28 protein-coding genes are annotated in these 25774 nt (G+C 36.8%); 14 read left to right on the plus strand and 14 right to left on the minus strand.

Annotated features, from left to right (window positions below; translation table 11 throughout):
* Positions 1-127: 127 nt before the first annotated feature.
* On the plus strand, positions 128-691 hold the full coding sequence (locus LB465_RS16585; protein WP_224471072.1) for a PorP/SprF family type IX secretion system membrane protein: 564 nt from the start codon (positions 128-130) through the stop codon (positions 689-691).
* On the opposite strand, the gene murI is transcribed toward LB465_RS16585, so the two are convergent.
* The 8 genes from murI to LB465_RS16625 form a co-directional block, all read right to left on the minus strand.
* Positions 688-1485: a glutamate racemase gene (gene murI, locus LB465_RS16590; protein ID WP_224471043.1), complete on the minus strand. Its 798-nt coding sequence runs from the start codon at positions 1483-1485 to the stop codon at positions 688-690. The two genes, LB465_RS16585 and murI, sit on opposite strands and share 4 nt — an antisense overlap.
* Before the next feature lie 69 nt (positions 1486-1554).
* The gene (locus LB465_RS16595) at positions 1555-2064 is read right to left on the minus strand and encodes an OmpH family outer membrane protein (protein WP_075325679.1); all 510 of its coding nucleotides are present in this window, start codon (positions 2062-2064) and stop codon (positions 1555-1557) included.
* A gap of 43 nt (positions 2065-2107) precedes the next feature.
* A complete protein-coding gene (locus LB465_RS16600; protein ID WP_224471044.1) occupies positions 2108-2911 on the minus strand; it encodes an OmpH family outer membrane protein in 804 nt (267 codons plus the stop codon).
* A gap of 33 nt (positions 2912-2944) precedes the next feature.
* Entirely contained in the window at positions 2945-5563 is a 2619-nt protein-coding gene (gene bamA / locus LB465_RS16605; protein WP_224471045.1) for an outer membrane protein assembly factor BamA, read from the minus strand.
* 7 nt (positions 5564-5570) lie between these two features.
* Complete coding sequence (locus LB465_RS16610; RefSeq protein ID WP_224471046.1) at positions 5571-6311, minus strand: isoprenyl transferase; 741 nt, start codon at positions 6309-6311, stop codon at positions 5571-5573.
* Between the two features lies 1 nt (position 6312).
* On the minus strand, positions 6313-7017 hold the full coding sequence (gene porG, locus LB465_RS16615; protein WP_224471047.1) for a type IX secretion system protein PorG: 705 nt from the start codon (positions 7015-7017) through the stop codon (positions 6313-6315).
* 100 nt (positions 7018-7117) lie between these two features.
* Complete coding sequence (locus tag LB465_RS16620; protein ID WP_224471048.1) at positions 7118-8002, minus strand: NAD kinase; 885 nt, start codon at positions 8000-8002, stop codon at positions 7118-7120.
* Positions 7999-8655: a CBS domain-containing protein gene (locus LB465_RS16625; RefSeq protein WP_224471049.1), complete on the minus strand. Its 657-nt coding sequence runs from the start codon at positions 8653-8655 to the stop codon at positions 7999-8001. The genes LB465_RS16620 and LB465_RS16625 overlap by 4 nt, the downstream gene beginning before the upstream one ends.
* Positions 8656-8745: 90 nt before the next feature.
* On the opposite strand from LB465_RS16625, the gene LB465_RS16630 reads away from it, so the two are divergent.
* From LB465_RS16630 to clpX, 8 genes are all read left to right on the plus strand, one after another.
* Positions 8746-9459, plus strand: a complete 714-nt coding sequence (locus LB465_RS16630; protein ID WP_224471050.1) for a pyridoxine 5'-phosphate synthase — start codon at positions 8746-8748, stop codon at positions 9457-9459.
* A gap of 25 nt (positions 9460-9484) precedes the next feature.
* A complete protein-coding gene (locus LB465_RS16635) occupies positions 9485-10249 on the plus strand; it encodes an alpha/beta fold hydrolase (protein WP_224471051.1) in 765 nt (254 codons plus the stop codon).
* Positions 10250-10368: 119 nt separating this feature from the next.
* On the plus strand, positions 10369-11619 hold the full coding sequence (locus tag LB465_RS16640) for an OmpP1/FadL family transporter (RefSeq protein WP_224471052.1): 1251 nt from the start codon (positions 10369-10371) through the stop codon (positions 11617-11619).
* Between the two features lie 10 nt (positions 11620-11629).
* A complete protein-coding gene (locus LB465_RS16645; RefSeq protein ID WP_224471053.1) occupies positions 11630-13171 on the plus strand; it encodes an SGNH/GDSL hydrolase family protein in 1542 nt (513 codons plus the stop codon).
* An 86-nt stretch (positions 13172-13257) separates the two neighbouring features.
* The gene (locus LB465_RS16650; RefSeq protein ID WP_224471054.1) at positions 13258-13599 is read left to right on the plus strand and encodes a phage holin family protein; all 342 of its coding nucleotides are present in this window, start codon (positions 13258-13260) and stop codon (positions 13597-13599) included.
* Between the two features lie 86 nt (positions 13600-13685).
* Positions 13686-15008 carry a trigger factor gene (gene tig, locus LB465_RS16655; RefSeq protein ID WP_224471055.1) on the plus strand — a complete coding sequence of 441 codons (1323 nt, stop codon included), beginning with the start codon at positions 13686-13688 and terminating at the stop codon, positions 15006-15008.
* A gap of 110 nt (positions 15009-15118) precedes the next feature.
* Entirely contained in the window at positions 15119-15796 is a 678-nt protein-coding gene (gene clpP / locus LB465_RS16660; RefSeq protein ID WP_075325692.1) for an ATP-dependent Clp endopeptidase proteolytic subunit ClpP, read from the plus strand.
* Between the two features lie 52 nt (positions 15797-15848).
* Positions 15849-17081, plus strand: coding sequence for an ATP-dependent Clp protease ATP-binding subunit ClpX (gene clpX, locus LB465_RS16665; protein WP_224471056.1), 1233 nt, complete (start codon positions 15849-15851; stop codon positions 17079-17081).
* Positions 17082-17162: 81 nt separating this feature from the next.
* Here the strand turns inward: clpX and LB465_RS16670 are convergent, their stop codons facing one another.
* The 5 genes from LB465_RS16670 to LB465_RS16690 all read right to left on the minus strand — a co-directional run bounded on the left by LB465_RS16670 (position 17163) and on the right by LB465_RS16690 (position 19933).
* Complete coding sequence (locus tag LB465_RS16670) at positions 17163-17741, minus strand: DUF1989 domain-containing protein (RefSeq protein ID WP_224471057.1); 579 nt, start codon at positions 17739-17741, stop codon at positions 17163-17165.
* Positions 17732-18343, minus strand: a complete 612-nt coding sequence (locus LB465_RS16675; protein WP_224471058.1) for an FMN-binding negative transcriptional regulator — start codon at positions 18341-18343, stop codon at positions 17732-17734. The genes LB465_RS16670 and LB465_RS16675 overlap by 10 nt, the downstream gene beginning before the upstream one ends.
* Before the next feature lie 5 nt (positions 18344-18348).
* Entirely contained in the window at positions 18349-19044 is a 696-nt protein-coding gene (gntA, locus tag LB465_RS16680; protein WP_224471059.1) for a guanitoxin biosynthesis heme-dependent pre-guanitoxin N-hydroxylase GntA, read from the minus strand.
* Between the two features lie 112 nt (positions 19045-19156).
* Entirely contained in the window at positions 19157-19351 is a 195-nt protein-coding gene (locus LB465_RS16685) for a PQ-loop repeat-containing protein (protein ID WP_237690552.1), read from the minus strand.
* A gap of 57 nt (positions 19352-19408) precedes the next feature.
* Entirely contained in the window at positions 19409-19933 is a 525-nt protein-coding gene (locus tag LB465_RS16690; RefSeq protein ID WP_224471060.1) for a DUF421 domain-containing protein, read from the minus strand.
* A gap of 127 nt (positions 19934-20060) precedes the next feature.
* On the opposite strand from LB465_RS16690, the gene LB465_RS16695 reads away from it, so the two are divergent.
* Both LB465_RS16695 and LB465_RS16700 read left to right on the plus strand, forming a co-directional pair.
* Positions 20061-20759 carry a glycerophosphodiester phosphodiesterase gene (locus LB465_RS16695; RefSeq protein ID WP_224471061.1) on the plus strand — a complete coding sequence of 233 codons (699 nt, stop codon included), beginning with the start codon at positions 20061-20063 and terminating at the stop codon, positions 20757-20759.
* Between the two features lie 65 nt (positions 20760-20824).
* On the plus strand, positions 20825-22045 hold the full coding sequence (locus LB465_RS16700; RefSeq protein WP_224471062.1) for a BaiN/RdsA family NAD(P)/FAD-dependent oxidoreductase: 1221 nt from the start codon (positions 20825-20827) through the stop codon (positions 22043-22045).
* Here LB465_RS16700 and LB465_RS16705 read toward each other — a convergent pair.
* The gene (locus LB465_RS16705; RefSeq protein ID WP_224471063.1) at positions 22042-22518 is read right to left on the minus strand and encodes a TspO/MBR family protein; all 477 of its coding nucleotides are present in this window, start codon (positions 22516-22518) and stop codon (positions 22042-22044) included. The two genes, LB465_RS16700 and LB465_RS16705, sit on opposite strands and share 4 nt — an antisense overlap.
* A 245-nt stretch (positions 22519-22763) precedes the next feature.
* On the opposite strand from LB465_RS16705, the gene LB465_RS16710 reads away from it, so the two are divergent.
* From LB465_RS16710 to LB465_RS16720, 3 genes are read left to right on the plus strand one after another with little or no spacing between them, the layout of a single operon-like run.
* Positions 22764-23852, plus strand: coding sequence for a diphosphomevalonate/mevalonate 3,5-bisphosphate decarboxylase family protein (locus tag LB465_RS16710; protein WP_224471064.1), 1089 nt, complete (start codon positions 22764-22766; stop codon positions 23850-23852).
* A gap of 52 nt (positions 23853-23904) precedes the next feature.
* Complete coding sequence (locus LB465_RS16715) at positions 23905-24843, plus strand: mevalonate kinase family protein (RefSeq protein ID WP_224471065.1); 939 nt, start codon at positions 23905-23907, stop codon at positions 24841-24843.
* Positions 24844-24854: 11 nt separating this feature from the next.
* Entirely contained in the window at positions 24855-25760 is a 906-nt protein-coding gene (locus LB465_RS16720) for a geranylgeranylglycerol-phosphate geranylgeranyltransferase (RefSeq protein ID WP_224471066.1), read from the plus strand.
* The last annotated feature ends 14 nt before the right edge of the window (positions 25761-25774 follow it).

Genomic DNA, 25774 nt, shown 5'->3' on the forward strand with positions numbered 1-25774 from the left:
ATAATAGCTATTGACTAGCTTACGCATTTCTGTGGCAATTGAAGATCGGGTCATTTTGATTATATTTAGACCGCTAAATTATAATCTAGAAAGGTTTCTGAAAAGATGCACTTAGACGGATGCATACATTGTAAGCGGCAACAATGTTTCTGATACCTTTGGAAATATGGATCTGGGATTGTCTTATTATTATATGGATTTCTATGCTCATCTTGCGGCTAAGAATTTAATTTCTGTAAACCGTGAACTTTTCTATTCGGCAGCTGTTCCTAGCAATCAACGTAAATATCTATTCTCTACCGGATATGTTTTTGCTAATAATAGCGATTGGAGTTATGAACCCTCGATTTTATATCAACTTAGGGAAGCTACAAATGAGATGAATATTGATTTGAATATGAAAGTTTACCGAACCGTTAATTTTGGTCAATTATGGGGCGGGCTTTCTTACCGAAACAGTTTTGAAGGTGCCGAATATACCAGTGATGGGAATGAAATTAAAAGTCAGCAGCTGCGGTATATTACTCCTTTTGTTGGTTTAGACTACAAAAACTTTATGTTTGGCTATACTTTTAGTTACCAGTTTAACTCTGTGGTTTTGAGTAATAATGGTTTCCATCAAATCACTATTGGATACGATTTTGGGAAGAGTAGAGGACGCTGGAACTGCAAATGCCCTGCCGTTAATTAGAAATCCAAATAAGATACTTTATAGCCATTTTGAACAGCTTCAGTTAAGTTCTCCAGAACTTTTGGATCAGTGTTGCTGATAAATTCCGGGATAGGTTTTTGATATGTTGTATCCGTCCGTAATAAATTATTTTTATTTAAAATAGATTTGGTTTGTCTCGCAACCGCTTCTCCAGAATCTATAATCACCACATCTTTAGATAATAATTCTTCAAGAATGGGAATGAGGTAAGGGTAGTGACTGCAACCTAGAACCAGGTAGTCTATTTTATTCACTAAAAAAGGTTCAAGTAATTTAAGCAAAAGGCTTCTCATTTGGGGAGAATCTAACTCCCCGGCTTCAATAAGCTCTACCAGCCCACGACCTTCTACTTCAACTACATTTATGTTTCTGGCATAAAAATCTGAAGTTTGAGAAAATAGGGTACTGGTTAAAGTACCTCGGGTAGCGAGAATTCCTATGGTCTTGGTTTTAGTATTTAAAGCTGCGGGTTTAATTGCAGGTTCAATCCCAATAAAAGGAATAGCATATTCATTTCGAAGGTCTTTAATTGCATTTGTAGTAGCGGTATTACAGGCAACCACAATAATTTTCGCGCCCATATCCAGCAACTTTTCAGTGTTTTTTCGGCTTAAACTTTTAATTTCTTCAATGGGTTTTTCACCGTATGGAGCATTCTTACTATCGGCGAGATAGATGGTTTTTTCGTTGGGAAGTAACCCGTGGATCTCCTTCCATATGGAAGTTCCACCTACACCAGAATCAAAAATACCTATGGGTTGCGAATTGCTCATTGGTACAAAAATAAAAACTGCGCCTGGAAAGGGCGCAGTTTTTAATCTTTATTTATGTATTGGGTAATATTACATTCCCAATTCAGCTTTTACATCAGTCATAAGATCTTTACCGTCGGCAAGAATTACTCCTGTTCCTGTAGTAGAATCAAGTACATAATCAAATCCTTGTTCTCTGGCTACTTTTTGGATAGCTTCACGAGCTTTTTCAATTACTGGTCTAATTAGATCGTTTTCTTTTTTCTGAAGTTCCTGTCTCGCTCTCTGGCTATGCTCCTGGATTCTTCTTTCAGTTGCCTGAAGTTCACTCGCTCTTTTTGCGTTTTCTTCTTCAGTTACTGTTTCAGCTTCAGATTGGTAACGTTGCATGGTGTTTTGAGCCTCAGTAAGCATATCTTTAATCTCGGCATCATAAGTTTTCTCTAACTTTTCAAGTTGAGACATCGCATCTTTATAAGCAGGCATAGTTTCTACTAGCTCCTGGGTTGCAATGTGTGCAACTTTACTCTGTGCGTTTGTAAATGCTGTAGCTCCTATGGTTAATGCAAGGGCTATAAAAAGTGTTCTGAATTGTTTCATTTTAATTGATATTAATTGTTTAATTATTAAGGTTTAAAATTATTTAGTTTATTGTGTCTTTTCTTGCTCGAGCCGCTTGTATAGAATCTCTTTTTTCTTGTCTTTCTTTTAAAATTCTTTCCCGGCGTTCTTCAAAAGCTTTTTGTCTTGCGTCTTTAATAGAGTCCTGTTTTTTTCTTCGTTCTTCTATTAAGGCTTCCCGCTCGTTTTTACGGTCCTGAATTGCTTCTTCTCGTTCGCTTAATTCTTCATCTTCTTCAAGCGTTCGGGCTTCTGCCTTTTCAAGTTCTCTTTCTTCCTGTTTTGTTTCAATCTGTTTCCGGTTAGAAGCTCTGTTAATACTTCTTAGAACCTGGTCACTTAGATCAAATCGTTTCTTGGCAAAAAGCATACCTGATTCTGAATTCCTGTCAAAAATAAAATCGAAATCCCTGGTTTCGCCTATTTCCTGTAATGCGGTAAAAACCTGATCCTGGATTGGCTTTATTAATTGCCTCTTCTGAATCATATAATCACCTTTCGGGCCAAAACGCTTTTGCTCATAATTTGTAGCCTGTTCTTGCTGGTATGCGATCTCTTCTTCCCGTTCTTCAATTAGTTCTGGAGTAAGCAGTGCGCGTTCATTTTGCAGGCTGGTTTTCATTTCACTAATTTCTTTCCGCTTCTGCTCAATTTCGTTTTGCCATTCTTTAACTCGCTGGTCTAATTGAGTTGAAGCTTGCTGATATTCGGGAACATTTTCAAGGATATACTCCATATCCACAAAGCCTATGTTGATTGGTTTTTGAGCGCTTGCTCCGAATCCAATTAAAATAAAAAGTGTGAATAAAAATGTTCTTTTAAGCATACCTAAATCGAATATAGAAAATATCGTGCCAAATTAAAATTGTTGTCCGATAATGAAATGTGTTTCCCATCCATTAGCTCCGGGTTGTCCACCAATTGGATCAAACCCATAACCGAAGTCAATACCAAGTAAACCAAAGGCTGGCATAAAGATTCTTAAACCTGCACCGGCCGATCTATTCACCTGGAAAGGATTGAAATCCCTGAAATTATCGTAAGATGCACCCGCTTCTAAGAAGGTAAGTGCATAAATAGATGCAGAAGGTTTTAAAGTAATAGGATATCTAAGTTCTAAAGAATATTTGTTGTAAATGGTCGCACCATCATCATTAACTCCCGCTGGGCGGTCTAAAGGCACTACAGATTGGTTTGGGTAACCTCTTAACTGTACAGTTTCTCTCCCATCTAAACTAAACGCTCCAAGGCCATCACCACCAAGAAAGAATCTTTCGAAAGGAGGAACGCCACGGTCGCTGTTATAAGCTCCAAGGAAACCATATTCAGCATTGGTTCTTAATACAAGTTTGTCGTAGATTTGGGTAAACCACTCTCCACTAAATTTAACTTTATAGAATTCTAGCCAGTTAAATTTTTTCTGATCTATTAGACGTTGGTCTCCCACTGCATTTTCAGGAGTTACTCTATTGCCTTGTTGGTCTATAAGATTCCCATTGTCATCTTCCAGTTGAAACTCTCTTTGTTCGTCTAGATTGGCATAATCTACACCATTCCATAAAGAATAAGGAGGGGTGAATTTTGCCGTAAGTTTAAATTTAGAACCTCCCATTGGGAAAATTGGGTTCACGTATGTATTATCTCTGGTAAGCCCAAAAGTATAGGTAAAGTTGTTAGAGTGGCCATCACCAAAAGTAAATAAGCCTGTGTTGTAATTATTTAAGTTATAACGTTGAAAACCTAAAGAGTGAGATACCGTCATATAAGGATCGGGTACCGTTAAACGTTTTGCTAAACCTACATTTACTCCAAGAATATCAAAACTCCTGCTTCTATCTGCCTGGCGATTTATATAATCGAATAAAAACTGCCTTGTATAAGAGAAAGAAGTTTGAAGGCTTACCGGTTTTTTGCCTCCTAACCAGGGCTCCTGAAAGGATAGGCTATAAGTTTGGTAGAACGTACTGGCTTGTGCTCTTAAAGAAAGGGTTTGCCCGTCTCCCATTGGTACCGGTTTATAGGCTTCTTTATCAAAAATTCCCGATAAAGAGAAGTTGTTGAAAGAAAGTCCCAAAGTACCAATGAAGCCACCACCACCGTAACCACCTTGTAGTTCTATTTGGCTAGCGCCTGCTTCTACAACCGAGTATTCAAGATCTAAGGTACCTGCCTGTGGATCTGGATCAACAAATTTTGGTTCAAGTTGCTCTGCATCAAAGAAACCTAATTGACCAAGCTCCCTAACAGTATTTACAACATCTTCCTGGCTGTATTTTTGTCCTGGTTTTGTTCTTAATTCACGATAGATTACGTGATCTTTTGTCTTATCATTTCCGGTTACGCTAATATTATTGAAATATGCTTCTTTACCTTCTACAATTCGTATTTCAAAATCTATCGTATCATTATAAACGTTAGTTTCTACGAGGTTGATGTTAGAAAATAAATAACCATTGTTTTTATATAAGTTAGAAAGATCTTCCCCGTCCGGTTTGGTTTCATCGGCAATTCGCTCGTCCAAAAGAACTCCATTATAAACATCGCCTTTATTTATTCCTAAAGCACGTTGTAATTGAGCATCTGTATAAACCGAATTTCCAAGATAATCTATGTTACCTATGTAATATTGATCTCCTTCTTCTACTTTAAGGTTTAAAGCTATGGTTTTATCATCAACCTCTACAAGAGAATCTGTTACAATCCTGGCATCTCGATAACCGCTTTCTTTATACTTATCTATAATATTTTCTTTGTCTTCCCGGTAATCTGCCCTAACAAATTTTGATCTTTTCCAGAAGCGGATAAAATTCTTTTGCTTGGTGTTTTTCATTGCCCTTTTAAGTTTAGCATCAGAGAATTTTTCATTTCCGCTAAAGTTTATATCGGCAATTTTTACACGGTCACCCTGATCTATATCTATAAGCATATTTACCAGGTTAGTGTTAGCCGTGGTATCGGTAACTTCGCTGGTGCTTATTTTTGCATTAGCATTAAAATATCCTTCTTTACGATATTTACTTTCAATGTAATTTTTGGTAGTAGTGATAAGGTTTTCAGAAACTTTAGCACCTGCTCTCAACTTATTTTCCTTAATAATTTCTTCTTGTTCACGTTTTTTGAGACCGGTAACCTGAATTTTATTAAGTTTTGGAACTTCCTGAATTTCAATTTCAAGATCGGCTATATTGCCGTCGCGAACATTAGTGATGTAAAAATTGATATCGCTAAATTGATCAATATCCCATAGTTTATTGATCACGCTACTAATTTTGTCTCCGGGAATATAAATTTCCTCCCCTTTTTTAAGTCCGGTATAGGCAATCACGGTTTGCTCGTTAAAACTAACGGTCCCCGTAACTTTTATATCTCCAATTATATACTTTTTGCCATCTGCTAATGGTAAGCCCTGAGCTTGTGAAGAAATGCTAAAAATTAAACTGCATGCTACTGCCAGAAGGGTAAATACTTTCTTCGCCATGAATGCGCTAACTGAGTTGCTCACTGGTTTTTCCAAATCGTCGTTCTCTATTTTGATAATTGTAAATGGCTTCAAAAAGATTTTCTTTTCTAAAATCTGGCCACAAAATTTTTGTAAAATATAATTCGGCATAAGCAATTTGCCATAAAAGGAAGTTGCTTATGCGTTGTTCTCCGCTGGTTCTGATTAATAAATCTACCTCCGGAAAATTTCGGGTGTAAAGATGCTTATTTATAACCGATTCATCAATAGCATCGGCGCTTATTTCATTATTTTTAACTTTCAGGCTAATTTCCTTTATCGCAGAGGTTAACTCTTCCCGCGAACCGTAACTAAGTGCAAGATTAAGCACCATACGATTGTTGGTTTTAGTTTTCTCTATAACTTCGTGAAGTTCTCTAAAGACTTTTTTAGGAAGAGTGTTTAAATTTCCTATGGCATTTAATCTAATATTATTATCCTGAAGGGTTTTAATTTCCTTTCTTAAAGAAGAAACCAATAACCGCATTAGAGTGTCTACCTCTAATTTGGGACGTTTCCAGTTTTCTGTTGAGAAGGCATAAAGGGTTAGGTATTCAATACCAATTTCGGCTGAAGCTTCTACAACATCCCTTACCGCGGTGGTACCCTCTTCGTGTCCCGCAGCTCTTAGAAAGCCTTTTCTCCTGGCCCAACGTCCATTACCGTCCATAATTATGGCAATATGTTTGGGCAGTTTTTTAAGATCTATGTTGTCTTTATAATTCATATTAAAATCTACTGTAGCAAGGCTCTCTACCCCAGGAAAAGGTAAAATTTACTGCTGTAAAAACATACCAATCATTAGTATTCCTATTTCCGAATTCCCTTTTAGGCATTCTGTTGCCAAAAATTTCTTCGGGCCAGCTTCCATCCAGATTATCGGTAAATGTATAGCGCACGCCTAATTCCAAAGCTCCTACGATATGGGTGGTAATACTCTCTTTGTAACCAAAAACCACCGGGATTGCAAAATCCCAGTTTGCGCCCTGGTTTTCCAGTTCGCCATTAGGGAAATCGGCGTTAAGCAATAAATGGTCTGCTCTAAAATAAGTTATCCCTGTATATAGATATGGTGTGCTTTGGGGATGACCCTCGTGAAGATCAAAACTCCAAAAATTATACTCTAAACCCAAAGAAGCTTCTGCAATAGTATTACTAAATGAGTACCCTCTGTTTAATCTTCGTGGATCGTTAGAATTTGCATCATCTGCACTTATTTCTGCATATAAAAGTGAAAATCTAAAGGCGTGCCGGGGACTTCTATTCCATTTAAGAAGTGCGCCACCAACCAGCCCACTGGGAAGAACAAAGTTAGTTCGGCCTACATCTCCAATATAGTTAGCGCCACCAATATATGGTCCTACTTCAAATGTTTGGGAATGTGTTTTCGGAGCAAAAACAAGCATGATAACAAATACTAATAGGTACCTCATAGGCTTTCAAAAGTTTGCAAATATAACAATTATGTTTGCTCCACAATAATTTGAGCAAGTTTGTACATATTCATAAACAGTTTTTAAAATCATTTATTGCTTAATTGCGCTTATCCTCACCCCACATTAACTTTTTTCTAAGGGTGTGAAGAAAACTATCGCCTTTGAGTTCAACAAGATTTATTGCGTAGGGTGCTTTTTCTATAATGATTTCGGTATCATTTTCCAGAGTTGCGATTCGGGAATCCATAGAAACTAAATGTGATTCTTCCCGTCCCGAAACCCGAAGTGTAATTTTTGTGTCGTCTTTAATTACTAATGGGCGCGCATTTAAATTGTGCGGTGCGATGGGAGTAATAATAAGAGAGCCTGCATCTGGAGTAATTACAGGTCCGCCACAGCTAAGGGAATAACCTGTAGAGCCTGTGGGTGTAGATACAATAAGTCCATCTGCCCAATAAGAATTTAAATATTGATCATTTAGCCAGGTATCTACAGTAATCATAGAAGTGGTGTTCTTTCTACTAACCGCGACTTCATTTAAAGCTATATTTCTAAAAACTGGATCGTGGCTGGGGGGATTGGTGCTTATATTTAAAACACTGCGCCTGGAAATGCTGAATTTCTTTTCCAGTATACTCTGTAGGCATTCCTTAATTTCCTCTTTCTGAATTGTAGACAAAAACCCCAATCTCCCGGTATTAATACCTACAATTGGAATATCTAAATTCCTGATATAATTAATAGATTTTAGAATAGTACCATCACCCCCAATACAAAAAAACAAGTCGAAGCTATTATCCAGTTCTTCAAAAGTGCTGAAATGGGAATATTTTTCATCTATAGTCTTGTTTAGATGAATTAGATCAAGGAAATTTTCTTCAATTACTACTTTAATATTCTCGCGCTTCAGTAACTCCAGAAGCTGTCCTATATAGACACCGGCATTGGTGTGGTAAAACTGACCGTAGATGCCTACTTTCATATATTCATATATTTATCTAAATACTTAGAACGGGCTCTAAGATTTTTGCTGAAATTGTCTTCCCGATGTTCTGAAATAATCTTATACCCATACCTACGGAAAGACTGAATTATTTCATTTATCCCCGAAGGACTCAATTTAACGGTAATCTGGGCAACATCATTTTCAATTTTCGAAATAAAAATTCCCAAAATATTGGCATTATTAGATTCGGTTATTTGGGTGATTTCGCTAAAAGAATAATCTTTAATTCCTTTTTGAATCACAATAATATTTCCGGCTTCACTTAAAAAAGGCGTTTCGTTAAATAATGCAATAATTTCGTTGAGTTCTACATACCCCAAATAGGTGCTTTCTTCATCTAAAACAGGAAGGATATTGGTGTTGTTTTGAGCAAAACGTTCTAGAATATCGAGCCAGAAATCGGTATTTCTTACAAAGAACCCTTCTAGCGCATATTGGTAATCTTCAAGCGATTTTTCAGTCTCAAAACAACGAATATCGTTTTCTGAAATACAACCCATATAAATACCATTATTTTCTACCGGTAAATGAGAATAGGTTAACTGATTGAACAAGTCCTGGACTTCCCCAATTTTATCAGAAAAATGCCTTATAGAGACATCGTTAATTATAAAGTCTTCCATGTTCATGATGTCGCTTCCTTTTTATGCAAATTAATTAAAATAAAATTCATTAGGGCATTTACAAGTTTGTATTTTTGTTAAACAAAAGCTTATAAAATGACGAAATTAAGTGTAAATATCAATAAAATTGCGACTTTAAGAAATGCCCGCGGGGGCAATATTCCCAACGTGGTAGAAGCCGCTAAAAAAATTGAGTCTTTTGGCGGTCAGGGTGTCACCGTTCACCCAAGACCAGACGAGCGCCATATTACTTACCAGGATGTTAGAGATCTTTCTCCAATTGTAAAAACCGAATTTAATATTGAAGGAAATCCCGTGGCGAAATTTATTAATCTTGTGATGGAAGCTAAACCGGCCCAGGTTACTTTGGTGCCAGATGCCGAAGATGCAATCACCTCAAATGCCGGCTGGGACACTATTAAAAATAAAGGATTTCTTCAGGAAGTAATTCAGGAGTTTAAAAACAACGGGATTAGAACTTCTATTTTTGTAGATCCCGATGAGAAAATGATCAAAGGAGCTGCAGATACAGGAACAGACCGTATAGAATTATATACCGAAGCTTTTGCGGTAAAATATGCTGAAGGCGACAAAACCGGGGTAGAACCTTATAAAAGATGTGCAACTATTGCTCATGAATTAGGCCTGGGAATTAATGCTGGTCACGATCTTTCCTTAGATAATATCAAATATTTTAAAAATAATGTGCCTTATTTAGATGAAGTTTCTATTGGCCACGCGTTAATTGCCGAAGCCTTATATATGGGGCTGGAAAATACCATTAAACAATACCTGGAACTGCTAAAATAATAGTGGTTTTCTAAAAACATTTTGCATGAAATTAAATTCAATAGTAATTGGAGAGGGAAAACCACTTCTAATCCTTCACGGCTTTTTAGGAATGAGCGATAACTGGAAAACCATTGGTAATAAACTTGCTGAAGAAAAGGAATTTCAGGTACACTTAATAGATCAACGTAATCACGGGAAAAGTCCGCATACCGATGAGCATAGCTATGAGTTAATGGCCGAAGATATTAAAGAATATTGCGATCAAAATTCGTTATCGAATATTATTTTAATGGGGCATTCTATGGGTGGAAAAACAGCTATGCTTGCTGCTACTGAATATCCTAATTTGGTGGAAAAACTCATCGTAGTAGATATTGCGCCCAAATATTATGAACCGCATCATCAGCAAATTCTAAAAGGCTTAACTGCTTTGGAAGAGGCTAATCTGGAATCGCGGCAGGAAGCCGATAGCTTGCTTTCGGAATTTATCTCAGAAAAACCGATTAGACTTTTCCTGTTAAAGAATCTAAATCGAAAATCTGAAGGTGCATACTGCCTAAAAGTAAACCTGGAAACTTTGAAAAATAATATTGAAGAAGTTGGTAAGTCGCTTGCACAGGATAAAACTTTTAATGGGCCTACACTTTTTATAAAAGGTGGAAACTCAAATTATATAAGAGAAGAAGATAAACCGGAAATTAAAAAGCAATTTCCTAAAGTTCAGTTTAAAGAAATTGCAAATGCCGGGCATTGGGTTCACGCTGAGAAAATGACCGAATTCTACAAAGCTATGGTCGATTTTCTTTAAAATCCTTCTAAATTTATTATGTGTGCATAATAAATTGTGCAATTTTGTTGAGTAATATGTAATTTATGCTAAATTTGAGGTCAACAAATTATTAGAATACAAATAAATCCAAATCAATTATGAAAAAATTACTTTTCCTTGGCCTTTTTGGTCTAATGGCTGCGGTAACTTATGCAGGTGGGTATAGGGTGAGTCTTCAGGGACAAAGATCGCTCGCTATGGGTCACACGGGGGTTGCAGTAGTTAACAATGCCGAACTTGCTTTTTTTAACCCGGCAGGGCTTGTTTATCTTGAGAACAAGATAAATGTTGCAGCCGGTGCTAGTGCTGTATTTTCCAATGTAAAATATCAAAATTCAGAATTCGGGATTAGCTCTGAGACGGAGAGTGCTGTAGGAACTCCTTTTTACGCCTATGGTTCTTATCGTGTAAACGATTGGCTAACTTTAGGTTTGGCTGCTTATACTCCTTATGGGAGTAGCGTAGAATGGCCAACAGACTGGGCTGGGTCTCATTTGGTTAACAATATAGACCTTCAGGCTATTTATATTCAGGCTTTAGCTGCAGTGAAAATTTCAGATAAATTAAGTGTTGGTGGTGGGCCAATCTATGTAAATGGATCGGTAAACTTTAATCGTAACTTAAACCGTACTTTATCTGATATAGAAGGAAATCGCTCTAATGTAACCGTAGATGCCAGTAGTGTTAGCGCTTTTGGATGGTCTGCCAGTGCAATGTATAATGCTACTGAAGATTTACGTTTTGGTATTAATTACCGAAGTGAAATTATAGTGGAGGCCGAAGGTGGAGATGCCGATTTTGAAAACATTCCAAACTCACCATTAACACCCTTCCAGGATACGCAATTTAATGCTTCTTTACCAATGCCGGCTGAGCTTTCAGTAGGGCTTTCTTATGAACTTCTGGATAAATGGCTTTTTGCTTTCGATTATAATATGACGTATTGGAATGTATATGAGTCTTTAGATTTAGATTTCGCAAATGCTCAGATTCCTGATTCTGAAAACCCAAGAAACTACAAAAATTCTTCCACTTACAGATTTGGTTTACAGTATCTTGCAAACGAAACCGTTACCTTAAGAGTTGGATATTATTTTGATGAATCTCCGGTGCAATCTGGTTACTTTGCTCCTGAAACTCCAAGGAATGATGCCCACGGATTTACAGGCGGACTTTCTTTACACGTAAGTGATAGATTCTCTATAGATGCAGCTTTCCTTTACAACAGGTATGAAGAAGTAGATGAATCTTACAATTACTATACTGAGAATGGAGAGACTGTTCCTTTTGAAGGAACTTATAAAACTTCAGCCTTTATTCCGGGACTTGGTGTAACCTACAAATTATAAAATTTAGAAGATGAAACAGTATTTTAAATATATAGCAATATTGTCGCTGGGAATTGTTTCCTGCGAGCCAGAATTTGACAATCCGGTAGACGAGCCAGGAGCTTATAGTAATGGAGAAGCCGATTTTACACGCTACGTAGCGCTTGGTAATTCACTTACCGCGGGATATGCAGATAATGCCCTTTATATTACCGGGCAGGAAAATTCTTATCCAAACATCCTTGCTCAGCAGCTTGATAAAACTCAGGATATCGAGGAATTTACGATACCCTTTATGAGTGATAATGCCGGCGGACTTTTGCTAGGCGGAAACCAAATTACTAATAATCGACTTGTATTAGCGGCTGGTGAAGGCGGTAGTGATCCATCTCCGCAGGTTTATACCGGGATGCAAGCCACTACTGAAGTAGGTAATGTTCTACAGGGACCTTTTAATAATATGGGAGTTCCAGGAGCTAAATCTTACCACCTTGGATTTTCTGGTTATGGAAATGTTCAAAATTTAGCTACACAAAGTGCAAACCCTTATTTCGTTCGTTTTGCATCATCACCAAATGCTACGGTAATGGAAGATGCTCTTGCTCAAAATCCAACTTTTTTCTCCTTATGGATAGGAAATAACGATGTGCTTGGTTATGCGACTTCTGGAGGGACTGGGGAATTTCAATTGAATAATTTAGATCCTTCAACTTATGGTCCGAATGATATTACAGATCCTAATGTATTTGGTAGTATTTACAGTGAAATGGTCCAGGCTTTAGTTGCTAATGCAACAGGAGGAGTTCTTATAAATATTCCAGATGTTGCTTCGGTACCGTTTTTTACAACTGTGCCTACTAATGCAATTCCTTTAGATGCGCAAACTGCCGGAGTACTTAATCAGCAGTTTTCAGCTTATAACACCCAGGTTCTTCCAGGCTTAGTTCAGGCTGGGTTTATAACTGCGGAAGAAGCTCAGGCCAGACAAATTAATTTTGCTGAAGGGCAAAACTACGTGACCTTACAAGACGAATCGCTTACTAATATTAATCAGGCAGTTCAGGGACCACCTTTCAATCTTGATCCTCAAACAGCCGGCTTATTAAGTCAGCTTAGACAGGCTACTCCAACAGATTTAATTCCACTAACCAGTGCCGGTTTTCTGGGGACTACGGTAGGTGGTAATCCAAATATGATTAATGGAGTTTCAGTTCCGTTAGGAGATCAACACGTTTTAACCAATGCAGAACAGGAAATGGTTAGAACTGCTACCGAAAAATATAATCAGGTTATTTCAGGTTTGGCTCAGGTTAATGACCTTGCACTTGTAGATGCAAATGCAATGTTACGCCAGTTAGCAGAAGGTGGAATTGCATATGATGGAGGAACTGTAACTGCGCAATTCGCAACTGGTGGTGCTTTTTCATTAGATGGAATTCATCTTACTCCTCGTGGTTATGCCATAGTTGCCAATCGTATGATCGAGGAGATAAATGCTACTTATAACGCAGAAGTGCCAAAGGTAAATGTGGGAACTTATAGCACGGTTACTTTAAGCAATGACGTTCAATAAGAACAATTACTTTATTGTAAAAATTAAACGCCGGATTTTTTCCGGCGTTTTTTTGTATTTTTCAGAAACCAACTAATCTAAATATTATGAATTTTATATTAAGAATATTACTTACCGCATTAGCGGTAGTTATCCTTGCTAAATTTCTACCGGGTGTTGAGGTAGATGGCTATTTAACTGCAATAATTGTGGCCGTTGTTCTGGCTATTTTAAATTTACTGGTAAAACCTATTTTAGTGATTTTCACCCTGCCGGTTACTATTATTACCCTGGGCTTGTTTTTATTGGTAATTAACGCCATAATTATTTTGCTGGCTGATGCTTTTGTTACAGGATTTGGAGTTAGTGGCTTTTTTATCGCCCTTCTTTTTAGTCTGCTTTTATCTTTATTTCAATCGCTCTTATTTTCATTATTGGGAAAAGATTAGAAGTATGCTGAAATTCAATAATTTGAAACTTTGTTGGCTTGGGAAAAAAGTGTAATTTTGCACTCCAATTTTTATAACAAGTCAAGATGAATATTACCAGAGAGAATATTGATGAATTGAATGCGGTGGTAAAAGTAGATATCGCCAAAGACGACTATGCCGGTAAAGTTGATAAAATTTTAAAAGATTACCGTAAAAACGCCAATATTCCCGGCTTTAGAAAAGGACACGTGCCTATGGGAATGGTGAAAAAGCAATACGGTCAGGCTGTATTGGTAGATGAGGTAAATAAACTTTTACAGGAATCACTAAATAAATATCTTACCGAAGAAAAACTGGATGTACTTGGAAATCCTATTCCAAAAGAACAGGAAAACTTCGATTGGAATAAAGAAGAATATACGTTCGAGTTCGAACTTGGTTTGGCTCCGGAATTTGATGTGAAACTTGACCTTGATAAGCCCGTAATCCATTATAGTATTGTTGCAGACGAGAAAATGGTGAACAACCAAATTGAATCTATGCGCAAACAGTATGGAAAAATAACTTCTAAAGATGAAGCTGAAGAAGGAGATATCGTTGCCGGAACTTTCAAAAATGAAGAGGAAGGAATCGAGAAAGAAACTTCAATTGAATTAGAAAAGATCAAGGGAAAAAGAAATCTTGGTAAGTTTGTTGGTGCTAAAGTTGGCGATGTTATAACTTTAAAGACCAAAAATCTTTTTGAAGACGATCACGATCTTATTCAGCATTTAGGAATTGAGCACGATAAAGCACACGATCTTGATATTGAAGTTGAATTTACTGTAAAGGAAGTCAACCATAGAGAACTTGCTGAGCTTAACCAGGAATTGTTTGATAAGCTTTTTGGTGAAGGAAAAGTAACGAGTGAAGACGAGCTTAAAGAGAAGATCAAGGAAGATGCAGCAAAGCAGTTCAAGCAGCAGAGCGATCAGCAGTTAATGAACGATGTGACCAAGCAACTTATTGACCAAACAAACTTTGAACTTCCAAAGGAATTTCTTCAAAAATGGATTCAGACTGTTGGTGAAAAACCAATGACAGAGGATGAAGCCAGAGAGGAATACGAAAAGAGTGAAGAAGGTTTGCGTTACCAGTTAATTGAAGGTAAAATAGTAAACGAAAATAAGCTAACTGTAGAATTTGAAGATCTTAAAGCATTTGCTAAAGAAAAGATCAAAGAACAAATGGCGCAGTTTGGCCAAATGAATCCTGAAGATAAAGAACTTGACGATATTGCGGCAAGAATCCTTTCTAATCAGGACGAAGTAAAAAGACTTTCAGAGCAATTAATGAACGAAAAATTGCTTGATTTCTACAAAGAGAAAATGTCTTTTGAAGAAAAAGAAGTGACTTACGATGAATTTGTGAAAGAGATTTACGAGTAAGCTTTTTCTATAAATTTATACTTATATTTAAGGCGTTAAACCATTTTTTGGATTAACGCCTTTTCACTTAAAAGGCAGCTAAGAGAAAAAGCTAAAAAACAGAAAAATTGATGGATTACGGAAAAGAATTTGAAAAATACGCCACTAAGCATCACGGTATAAATAGTAATTATTACCAAAAGATAGTGAGCAGCGTTACTCCTACAGGAATGACGCCAAATATTATTGAGGAGCGACAAATGAATGCCGTTGCTATGGATGTTTTTTCCAGATTAATGATGGATAGAATTATCTTTATGGGTACGGCAATTAACGATCAGGTTGCTAATATTATCCAGGCGCAAATGCTGTTTTTGGAAAGTACAGATGCTTCTAAAGATATCCAGATCTATATAAACTCTCCGGGAGGAAGCGTTTATGCGGGTTTGGGAATTTATGATACGATGCAGTTCATAAAACCAGATGTAGCTACAATTTGTACGGGAATGGCAGCCTCTATGGGGGCAGTATTGCTTTGTGCAGGTGAAAAAGGAAAAAGAAGCGGTTTACCGCATTCAAGAGTGATGATTCACCAGCCTTTAGGAGGTGCGCAAGGTCAGGCCAGCGATATAGAAATTACAGCGAGAGAAATCTTAACCCTTAAAAAGGAACTTTATGATATTATCGCAAAACATTCAGGCCAATCTTACGAAAAAATTGAAGAAGATAGTGATCGTGACTACTGGATGAAGGCCGAGAAAGCCAAGGAATACGGAATGATCGATGAGATTTTAACGAGAGAAGGATAGGAATTAATTTTCAGTTTATTATTTTATAGACTGCAAATTGAAATTTGATGAAATGGCGAAAGAAGAATTAGAATGTTCGTTTTGTGGTAGGAAAAAACCCGAAACCAACTTACTTATAGCTGGGCTGGACGCGCATATATGTGATAAGTGTATAGAGCAGGCGCACGGCATTGTTATGGAAGAGCTTAAACAGGGAGAAGCCAAGGAATTGTCTTCAGATCTCATGCTGAGCAAACCAAAAGTGATAAAAGAGTTTTTAGACCAATATGTGATTGGGCAGGAAGCGACCAAAAAAGTGATGTCTGTAGCCGTTTATAACCACTATAAAAGGTTATTGCAGCCGGCAAGCGACGATGATGTAGAAATTCAAAAATCTAATATCATTATGGTTGGGGAAACCGGTACGGGTAAGACCCTTATCGCTAAAACCATTGCCAAGATGCTTAATGTTCCTTTGGCTATTGTAGATGCTACGGTACTTACCGAGGCTGGTTATGTAGGTGAAGATGTTGAGGGTATTTTAACGAGATTGCTTCAGGCAGCCGATTATAATGTTGAAAAAGCGCAACGTGGAATTGTATTTATTGATGAAATAGATAAAATTGCCCGTAAAAGCGATAACCCTTCAATTACCAGGGATGTTTCAGGAGAAGGTGTTCAACAGGCATTGTTGAAACTACTGGAAGGAACCACGGTTAACGTGCCGCCAAAAGGAGGCCGTAAGCACCCCGATCAGAAATTTGTTGAGGTTGATACTGAAAACATCCTTTTCATTGCAGGAGGAGCCTTTGATGGTATTGAGCGTAACATCAGCAAGCGTTTAAATATGCAGGCAGTTGGTTTCAGTGCTTCTAAAAGCGATGATAAAATAGAAAGAACTAATCTTCTTAAATATATTATTCCGAAGGATTTAAAAGATTTCGGGCTTATTCCTGAAATCATAGGAAGATTACCGGCGCTTACTTATATGAATCCGCTAGATGAAAGCACACTTCGTTCTATTTTGACAGAGCCAAAAAATGCCATTGTAAAACAATATCAGAAATTGTTTGAAATGGACGACATCGAGTTCGAAATGACCGATGATGCGTTGGATTATATAGTTGAAAAAGCTGTGGAATACCGATTAGGAGCAAGAGGATTAAGATCTTTATGCGAAGCAATCCTAACCGATGCAATGTTTGAAATGCCCGAAAGTGGTAAAAGCAAACTAAAGGTTTCTCGCGCTTATGCAGAAGAGAAACTTGATAAATCAACGATAAGTAAACTAAAAGCGGTGTCTTAAAACCACCTTTAAGTAAATTAATAGCGGCCAGAAATCTAGATTTTTTGGCCGCTTTTTGTTTTTAAAAAGTGTTTTAAAAAATTAACCTAATATCTCATAATGTATAGGTTTAAAACTTCCGTTATTGCTGTCTTCGGCAGAACAAGCGGTTAAGCCAACAATCAGGTCCATTTTGGCCTCAAACAAGATATAGTCACCCGCTTTACTTAAAGGCGGGTCTACATTTATTTTTCCATTTTTATCAAATTGAACATTCATAAATATGTTGAATGCCGTGGGAATATCGTCTGGCTCAATTTCAAATTTTTCCAGGTTGGTATAAAGATTTTCAAAACAGCTGGGATGGTAACCCTTATAATCATACATCACCTCAAAAGTTTCAGGGCTGCAGGGTGCCAGTAAAAAGTCATTTCTTCCGTTGGTATCTTCCAGGATTTCTATCATTTTATTGCTCCGGTTGCTCCAAAGGAAGTTACCGGCAGTTATCAAAATAGATTCTTCAAAATCCATTGTTTTCCCTGATGATAATTTTTCCCTACGGTCTTTTGCATTAAATAAAACCATATCGCTAACCTGCTCGCCTTCGGGATCTATTACTTTCAGTTTCTGCCCTTTTTTCAGTTTAAAGGCGGCTCCAGATTGCTTTTTAATTATATGCATTTATGCTCTTTTTTAATGTTTTCGCTTAAAGCGGAATTATTTTGTTGCTGTTCTAAATGTGAGGTGACCGATTCGATATCTTCTTTATTATAACCCTGATGCAGTTTCGCTATTCCCTGAATCTTTTCCACTTCACACCAAAACCCGGAAATTAATGGTAAATGATCTTCCAGCATTTTCTTTGGAATATCATTATAATACAAGGGTTTTTCCTGTGGCTTTTCAAAAGTGGCTACAAGTTTCTGTAACGAATCTTCAAGCTCTTCCCTGGACTGGATCTTAAGTTTTACGTTTACATGCACTGCAGAATAATCCCAGGTGCTAATATCTTTTTCTTTGTACCAGGAAGAAGAAACGTAGCCGTGCGCTCCCTGAAAAATCAGCAGTGCTTCTTTACCATCTTCCAGGTATTTAAACTGTTCGTTGTGGTTTGCTATATGAGCAAATAAAATAAAGTCTTTTGCCGTACCGTGAGTGAGAACAGGGATATGGGTAGCTAAAAGCCGGTCGCCGTTAATTATAAAAGTTGCAAAGGGATGATGCTGTATAAATTTAAAAATAAATTCAGGATCATCCTTTTTGTATTTCTTAGGCTGGTACATAGTTATTATTTTCCGTGAAGAAAAGGACATTTCCATTCCTCTCCAACTTTACGGCCACTATATTGCCTGGCTTCGCTTTTTTCTCCAAAATCTTCCAACATAGGGTTTATGTTACCCTGTAACTCGCTATCGCGTTCTCTAATCTTATCACGAACGGTATTAAATGCGCCCATTTCTCTTAATTTTTCAAATTGCCAGTGTAAATTAAAGGCAATCGCCGGGTAAGGGCTCCGTCTTGCTTTACGGCTGCTGTTTGGATGCATGCCAACTATATAAAAAGCTTTTCCGGCAATGCTAAAACTGAAATTTTTATCTTCGGGGTTATCGCTAACTTCAGGATCCCAGTTTTCATTATCTAAATCATGTAAAAACTCAAGTTGTTTCCAGAGCGCTGTTTCAAATTGATTTTCAGAAAATGAATCCTGATCTTTAAAAACCGCCATAAACGTATAGAATTCTTTAGATTCAAAATCGTAGTTTTCAATATACTTTTGTAAATCTTTATAGATGAGTTTTGCTGTTTTTCGGCTGGGAAATTCATCGTAGGTATGAAGATCTAAATGGTTTTGTCCAAAAACCGTTTGGGCCATAATACAAGGATGATCTTTAGTTAGCACAAAATCTTTAAATGCAAGCTCTATAGTCTTGTCTGCAGTAGTTTGTGACTGCTTTGCTTTTGGTTTTTCCTTTGAAGAAATCATAACATTGTGGTTATTTTGGTAAAACTATCAAGTTTGTATTTTCTTTCAATATTGTTTAAGAATAAATTAGTTCAAAATTTAATAAGATTAACAGGTCTTGATTTATTCCTTTTTACGGTATCGAAGCATTAAATACAACATAACTCCATTTAACCAGCGAGAAACTCCATTTGTAGCAATAATAGGAAGATGATTTTAGGTAATTCCATAGAAAAACGCCCAGAATTAAAATGCTAAACATTTCCGGAGACACATCTTCTATTTTCTTGGTTTTCCAGGCTTTTTTAATCTGAGGAATAACCTCCAAGGTTGTACAGATTCCTGCAGCCAGTCCCCTAATATCAGTCCACTATAGCATCTTGATCTATTTATCTTGTACATCTTTGGTAAGCCAAGCTTCTACTTCCTGATTTTTATCAGATGTATGTAAAACAGAAATATCTCCGGTTGTTTCAAAAATTACCGCTCTAACCTGCGAAAGATCCAATACATTCGATTCTCTTAATTTCGAGCGAAGATCTCCCTCGGTAACCCTGGCTTTTTTTAAATTTTCATGAAGAATATTTTTCCCATCCATTAGCATTAGAGGCGAATTATCTATCGCTTTTTGAAACCATATGTATCTTCTGGAATAAGCCGCTGAAATTTGCAAAATATACACTGCTGCAAGGCCTACAATTCCCTGTATTAAACTTACGGAGGCTGAAAGTACTGTGCTCGCAATAATAGAACCTATGGCTACCGTCATCGCAAAATCAAAACTCGACATTTTAGAGAAACTGCGTTTTCCCGCAATTCTGGTAAAAATTATAATAGCCAGATAAATTCCTGCAGCTGTTATTAAAATTGCGATTATAGATGTCCAGGAAGCTTCAAACCATTTTTCCATAGCTAAAATTATTGATTAGATAGTTTTATAAAATTAAAAACAATCGTCCACAAGTAAATGTTAAATCCTGATAAGTCTTTCTTAATAAGAGTTTTACTCACTACCCCAGATTGAATATATTTGCGTCATGAACAAAATTCTAAAAATTGGCCACCGTGGCGCCAAAGGGCATTTAGCCGAAAATACACTCGAGAGTATCAAAAGAGCGCTGGAATTTGGCGTTGATGCCATAGAGATAGATGTACATAGGTGCAAAACCGGAGAGTTGGTGGTAATTCACGATTTCACTTTAGACCGAACCACGAACGGAAGCGGTGAAATTGCAAAAAAAACTTTAGCGGAATTAAAAGATCTAAAAGTTGAAGATCAATTTGAAATTCCTTTGCTTATCGAAATTTTAGAACTTATTCAGGGTAAATGCGCCATAAATATCGAATTGAAAGGTCTGAATACAGCTACCGCTACTTCAGAAATCATCAAGAAATATATTGCTAAAAAGAATTGGAAGTATGAAGATTTTATCGTTTCCAGTTTTCAGAAAAATGAGTTGTTTCAAATGCGAAAACTCGATGAAAATGTTCCATTAGGAATTCTAAGCAAAGCAAGTGTTTCTGAAGCTATAGAACTGGGAAAACTACTAGAAGCATCGGCTATTCATCCTTCTCTGGGAATTATTACAAGAGATAATGTAACGGCATCTCAACAGGCTGGATTTAAAGTGAATGTCTGGACGGTAAATGAGCCGCAAGATATTGAGCGAATGCGGGAATTTGGCGTTGACGGAATTATCTCAGATTTCCCCGATAGACTTTTTGAAAGGAAGTAAGAAAAAAGAGTCAAGATTTAAATAACTCTAACCTGGAATTTAAAACCTCAAACTGAAACTTAAAAATGCAGCATTTCGATATAATTATAGTTGGTGGCGGTGCCGCTGGATTTTTCACCGCAATAAACGTTGCAGAATTAAATCCGAACTTAAAAATTGCCATTTTAGAACGAGGGAAAGAAGTGCTTACCAAAGTCAAAGTTTCGGGTGGCGGAAGGTGTAATGTAACCCACGCCGAATTTCTTCCAAAGGAACTCAGCACCAATTATCCTCGAGGTGAAAAGGAATTACTGGGGCCTTTTCACAGTTTTATGACCGGCGATACCATGCAATGGTTCGAAGAAAAGGGCATAGTATTAAAGATCGAAGATGATGGCCGCATTTTTCCCGTTTCAGATGATTCTCAAAGTATTATCGATTGTTTTTTACGGGAAACTGAAAGATTGAAGATTCAGGTTTTAAAAAATCATTCTGTTCAGGATTTTCAGCAGGAAGAAGAAGTTTGGATATTAAAAACCAGTAAAGGAGATTTTTCGACAGGAAAAATTATGCTTGCTACCGGCAGCAATCCGAAAATCTGGAATATGCTGAAAAAACTCGGGCACAATATTATTGAGCCGGTGCCATCCCTTTTTACCTTTAACATAAAAGACGAAAGAATTAAAGACCTGCCCGGAATTGCAACAGAAGCCGAAGTAAAAATAAACTCCAAAAAAATAAATTTAGAAAGTAAAGGCCCGTTGTTAATTACCCACTGGGGAATGAGCGGCCCGGGGATTTTAAAACTTTCGGCCTGGGGCGCTAGGGATTTGGAGAAGCTGAATTATCAATTTGAAATAAAAGTAAACTGGTTGCCGGGAGTTAATTTTGAAGAAATTTTAAATCAATTAAAAGATTTAAAAACAAAGCTTGCGAAACAGCAGGTATTAAAAAATGCACAATTCGATTTGCCTAAAAGATTGTGGAGAAATCTTATAGTGGCTGCGGGTATTTCGGACGGCACTACCTGGGCCGATTTAAATAAAAATCAGCTACAAGATTTAAGCAGTCAGCTTACCGAAGCAGTTTTCAAAGTAAACGGGAAAAGCACTTTTAAAGAAGAATTTGTCACGGCCGGCGGCGTAGATCTCAAAGAAGTAAATTTTAAAACTTTTGAAAGCAAACTTCATAAAAACCTATTTCTCGCGGGGGAAATTTTAAATATTGACGCCATAACTGGCGGATTTAACTTTCAGAATGCCTGGACAGGTGGTTCTCTCGCTGCAAAAGCAATGAGTAAAGATTAGTTAAATTGCCAAATCTCGAAATTAAGAGCCACTACAAGAAGTACCCAAATCGCATAGGGAATCAATAAATAGGCCGCCACTTTGTTTACTATTTTAAACCACTTAATGGTGAAAATAATAAGTATAAATAAGGCGATAATATTCAAAAATGCTAGAAATGGTTTTTGGAGTCCGAAGAAAAGCAAAGACCAGGAACCGTTTAATAGTAACAAGAATCCAAGATGGTACAAAGCGGTTTTCACCCATTTATGATAAAAGCCCTTATTCCAAACTATTCCCGCGGCTACCCCCATTAATAGATACATTAAAAACCATACAGGTCCAAAAAGAAAGTCGGGCGGATTAAACCAGGGTTTGTTGAGTTCGGGGTACCAAGCTTCATATCCTGCTTGGGTAGCAATTACTCCCATAAATCCGAAAAGCAAACAAATGCCAATGGCCACAGAACTTCGTAATATGAGTTTTTTGGTCATTTTTTGATTGTTTTTCTGAGTGAAATTAAAACATATTAAGCTTTATAGATTAAAATGACTTCATGTAAAAATCACTATTTCAGACTTTAAGCTTGTAAGTTTCCTTCTACTAAAATATAAATTTATTTGAACCGGGAAAGAAAATTCCCAAAACATAAAACATATCTTTGCTGCCTAATTGAGATTTAAATTTTTCAATCTACCGCCTTTGGCTTGCTCCGGGGTGATTTATTAAAAGTTTTGCTATGAGCGAAAAGGATTTTATTCCAAGGCAATATTCGAACAAAATAGAAAAAGGAGAAGTGACCTGGCAGTCGCCCAGTAATATCGCCCTCGTTAAATATTGGGGAAAGAAGGAAAATCAAATCCCTGCAAATCCTTCGGTAAGTTTTACATTGAATAACTGCAAAACTACCACAAGATTCGAGTTTCTGAAGAAATCAGAGAAATCTGAAACTTTTGATTTTGAGCTTTATTTTGAAGGAAAAAAGAAAGAAGATTTTAGGCCTAAGATTCAGCAGTTTTTTGAGCGTATTGAGAAGTATTGTCCGTTTTTAAAAGACTATAATTTTAAGATTCATACCGAAAATTCATTTCCACACAGTAGCGGTATCGCTTCTTCTGCCAGCGGGATGAGTGCCCTTGCGCTTTGTGTAATGAGCTTAGAAAAGGAACTGGGTTCGAATGAAGTAAACAACGAAGAATATTTTTATAAAAAAGCTTCGTTTTTGGCTCGGTTGGGTTCAGGGAGTGCTTGTCGCAGTTTAGAAGGTGAATTAATCGAATGGGGTGAACATGAAAATATTTCTGAAAGCAGCGATCTTTTCGGAATAAAATATCCTTTTGAAATCCATGAGGTTTTTAAAACTTTTCAGGATACTATTTTGCTAGTAGATAAAGGCCAGAAGCAGGTGAGCAGCAGCGTAGGTCATAATTTAATGCACGGCCATCCTTTTGCTGAAAATCGTTTCGCGCAGGCACATTCAAATTTAGATAAATTGAAGGAGGTTTTTGCTTCAGGTAATTTGGAAGAATTTATCGCAATTGTAGAAAGTGAGGCACTCACGCTGCACGCGATGATGATGAGTAGCAATCCTTATTTTATTCTGATTAAACCCAATACCCTGGAGATTATCAATAAAATATGGGAGTTCAGGGAAGCAACAAAAACGCCGGTTTGCTTTACCTTAGATGCCGGTGCAAACGTACACGTACTTTATCCTGAAAAAAATAAAGCAAAAGTTTTAGAATTCATTAAGAATGAGCTTGTTGTCTATTGTGAAAAAGGGCAGTATATTTGCGATCAGGTTGGAAAGGGTGCAGAAAAATTGTAGATTTACTTACATTGCTCTTTTTTGAACTCAAAAAAAGACTATTCGATAGCTTATGAAAGGACCTTTATTTTATTCGAAAATTCTTCTCTTTGGAGAGTATGGAATCATCAAAGATTCCAAAGGTTTATCTATTCCTTATAATTTTTATAATGGTGCTTTAAAAGTAGACGAAGATCCTTCTGAAGTTGCTATTGCCTCTAACAAAAGTTTACGACGCTTTGCCGATTATCTAAAAGAGCTTGAGCAAAATAGTCCCGAACTGGTTCAATTTGATATGGCTGCCTTAAATGCCGATATTGAAAAAGGCATGTATTTCGATTCTACCATTCCGCAGGGATATGGAGTTGGAAGCAGCGGTGCTTTAGTTGCGGCTATTTATGATAAATATGCTACCGGAAAGATTACCGTTTTAGAAAACCTTACGCGTGATAAATTATTAAAACTAAAAAAGATTTTCGGAGAAATGGAATCTTTTTTCCACGGAAAATCTTCAGGTTTAGATCCGCTTAACAGCTATTTAAGCATTCCAATTCTTATAAATTCTAAAGATAATATTGAACCTGCGGGAATTCCGTCTCAAACCGAAAATGGTCTTGGTGCTGTATTTCTATTAGACAGCGGTAGCACCGGCGAAACCGGCCCGATGGTTGGAATCTTTATGGAGAATATGAAGCAGGAAGGTTTTAGACAAATGCTTAAAGAGCAATTTGTGAAACATACCGATGCCTGTGTTGATGATTTCCTAAAAGGTGATGTAAAATCTTTATTTACTAACGTAAAAAGACTTTCTCACGTAGTTCTGGACAACTTTAAACCAATGATTCCCGATCAATTTCATAAACTTTGGAAACACGGTATTGATACCAACGATTATTACCTGAAACTTTGTGGTTCTGGCGGTGGTGGTTATATCTTAGGGTTTACCGAAGACATTGAAAAAGCTAGAAAATCTCTTAAAGATTACAAATTAGAAGTGGTTTACAACTTCTAAACTCACCTTACATGGCGTCTACTTCTAAAAAGCGCTTATTGCTGAAAATGTTTAGTTTATTTTCAGTGGTTCGCGGTTATAATATTCTTGTGCTTATTGTTGCACAATATCTTACTTCCGCATTTATTTTAGCGCCAGAGCTGCCATTAAGGGATATCCTTTTTGACGATAATTTATTTTTCCTCATCCTGTCTTCAGCAACGGTAATCGCTTCCGGGTATATTATTAATAATTTCTACGACAGCGAAAAGGACCTGATCAACAGGCCGAAGAAGACAATGTTGGACAGGTTCGTAAGTCAGCGTACAAAACTTTCGGTGTATTTTATCCTTAATTTACTCGCTATTTTCTTTGCGAGTTATGTTTCTTTTAGAGCGGTTGTTTTCTTTTCAATTTACATTTTTGCTATTTGGTTGTATTCTCACCGTTTAAAGCGAATTTTATTCCTCGGAAATCTCGTAGCTTCAATACTGACTATAACCCCGTTTTTCGTGGTTTTTGTTTATTATAAAAATTTTGAAACGGTAATTTTTATTCACGCTACATTTCTTTATTTAATGATTGTGATGCGTGAATTAGTGAAGGACTTGGAAAACATGAGGGGTGATTTAATTCAAAATTATCAAACCATACCGGTTGTTTATGGAGAGCGGCTTAGTAAGCTTTTTCTTTCAGTCTTATGTATTTTGGCAATTGTTCCTATTTTGCTTTTAATCACGCGGTATGATACGGGTTATATGAATTACTATTTCTATATTTCCCTGCTGCTACTATTATTCTTCTTGTTATTTCTCTATTTCAGCAAGGCAAAATGGCAATATTTATTGCTTCATAATATTTTAAAACTAATTATTGTGGTTGGCGTTTTCAGTATCTTATTAATTGATATTAAAGAAGTGCTCAACCGGGTATTTTAATCACATTATTCAAA

The sequence above is a fragment of the Salegentibacter lacus genome, assembly GCF_020164555.1.
Taxonomy (GTDB): domain Bacteria; phylum Bacteroidota; class Bacteroidia; order Flavobacteriales; family Flavobacteriaceae; genus Salegentibacter; species Salegentibacter lacus.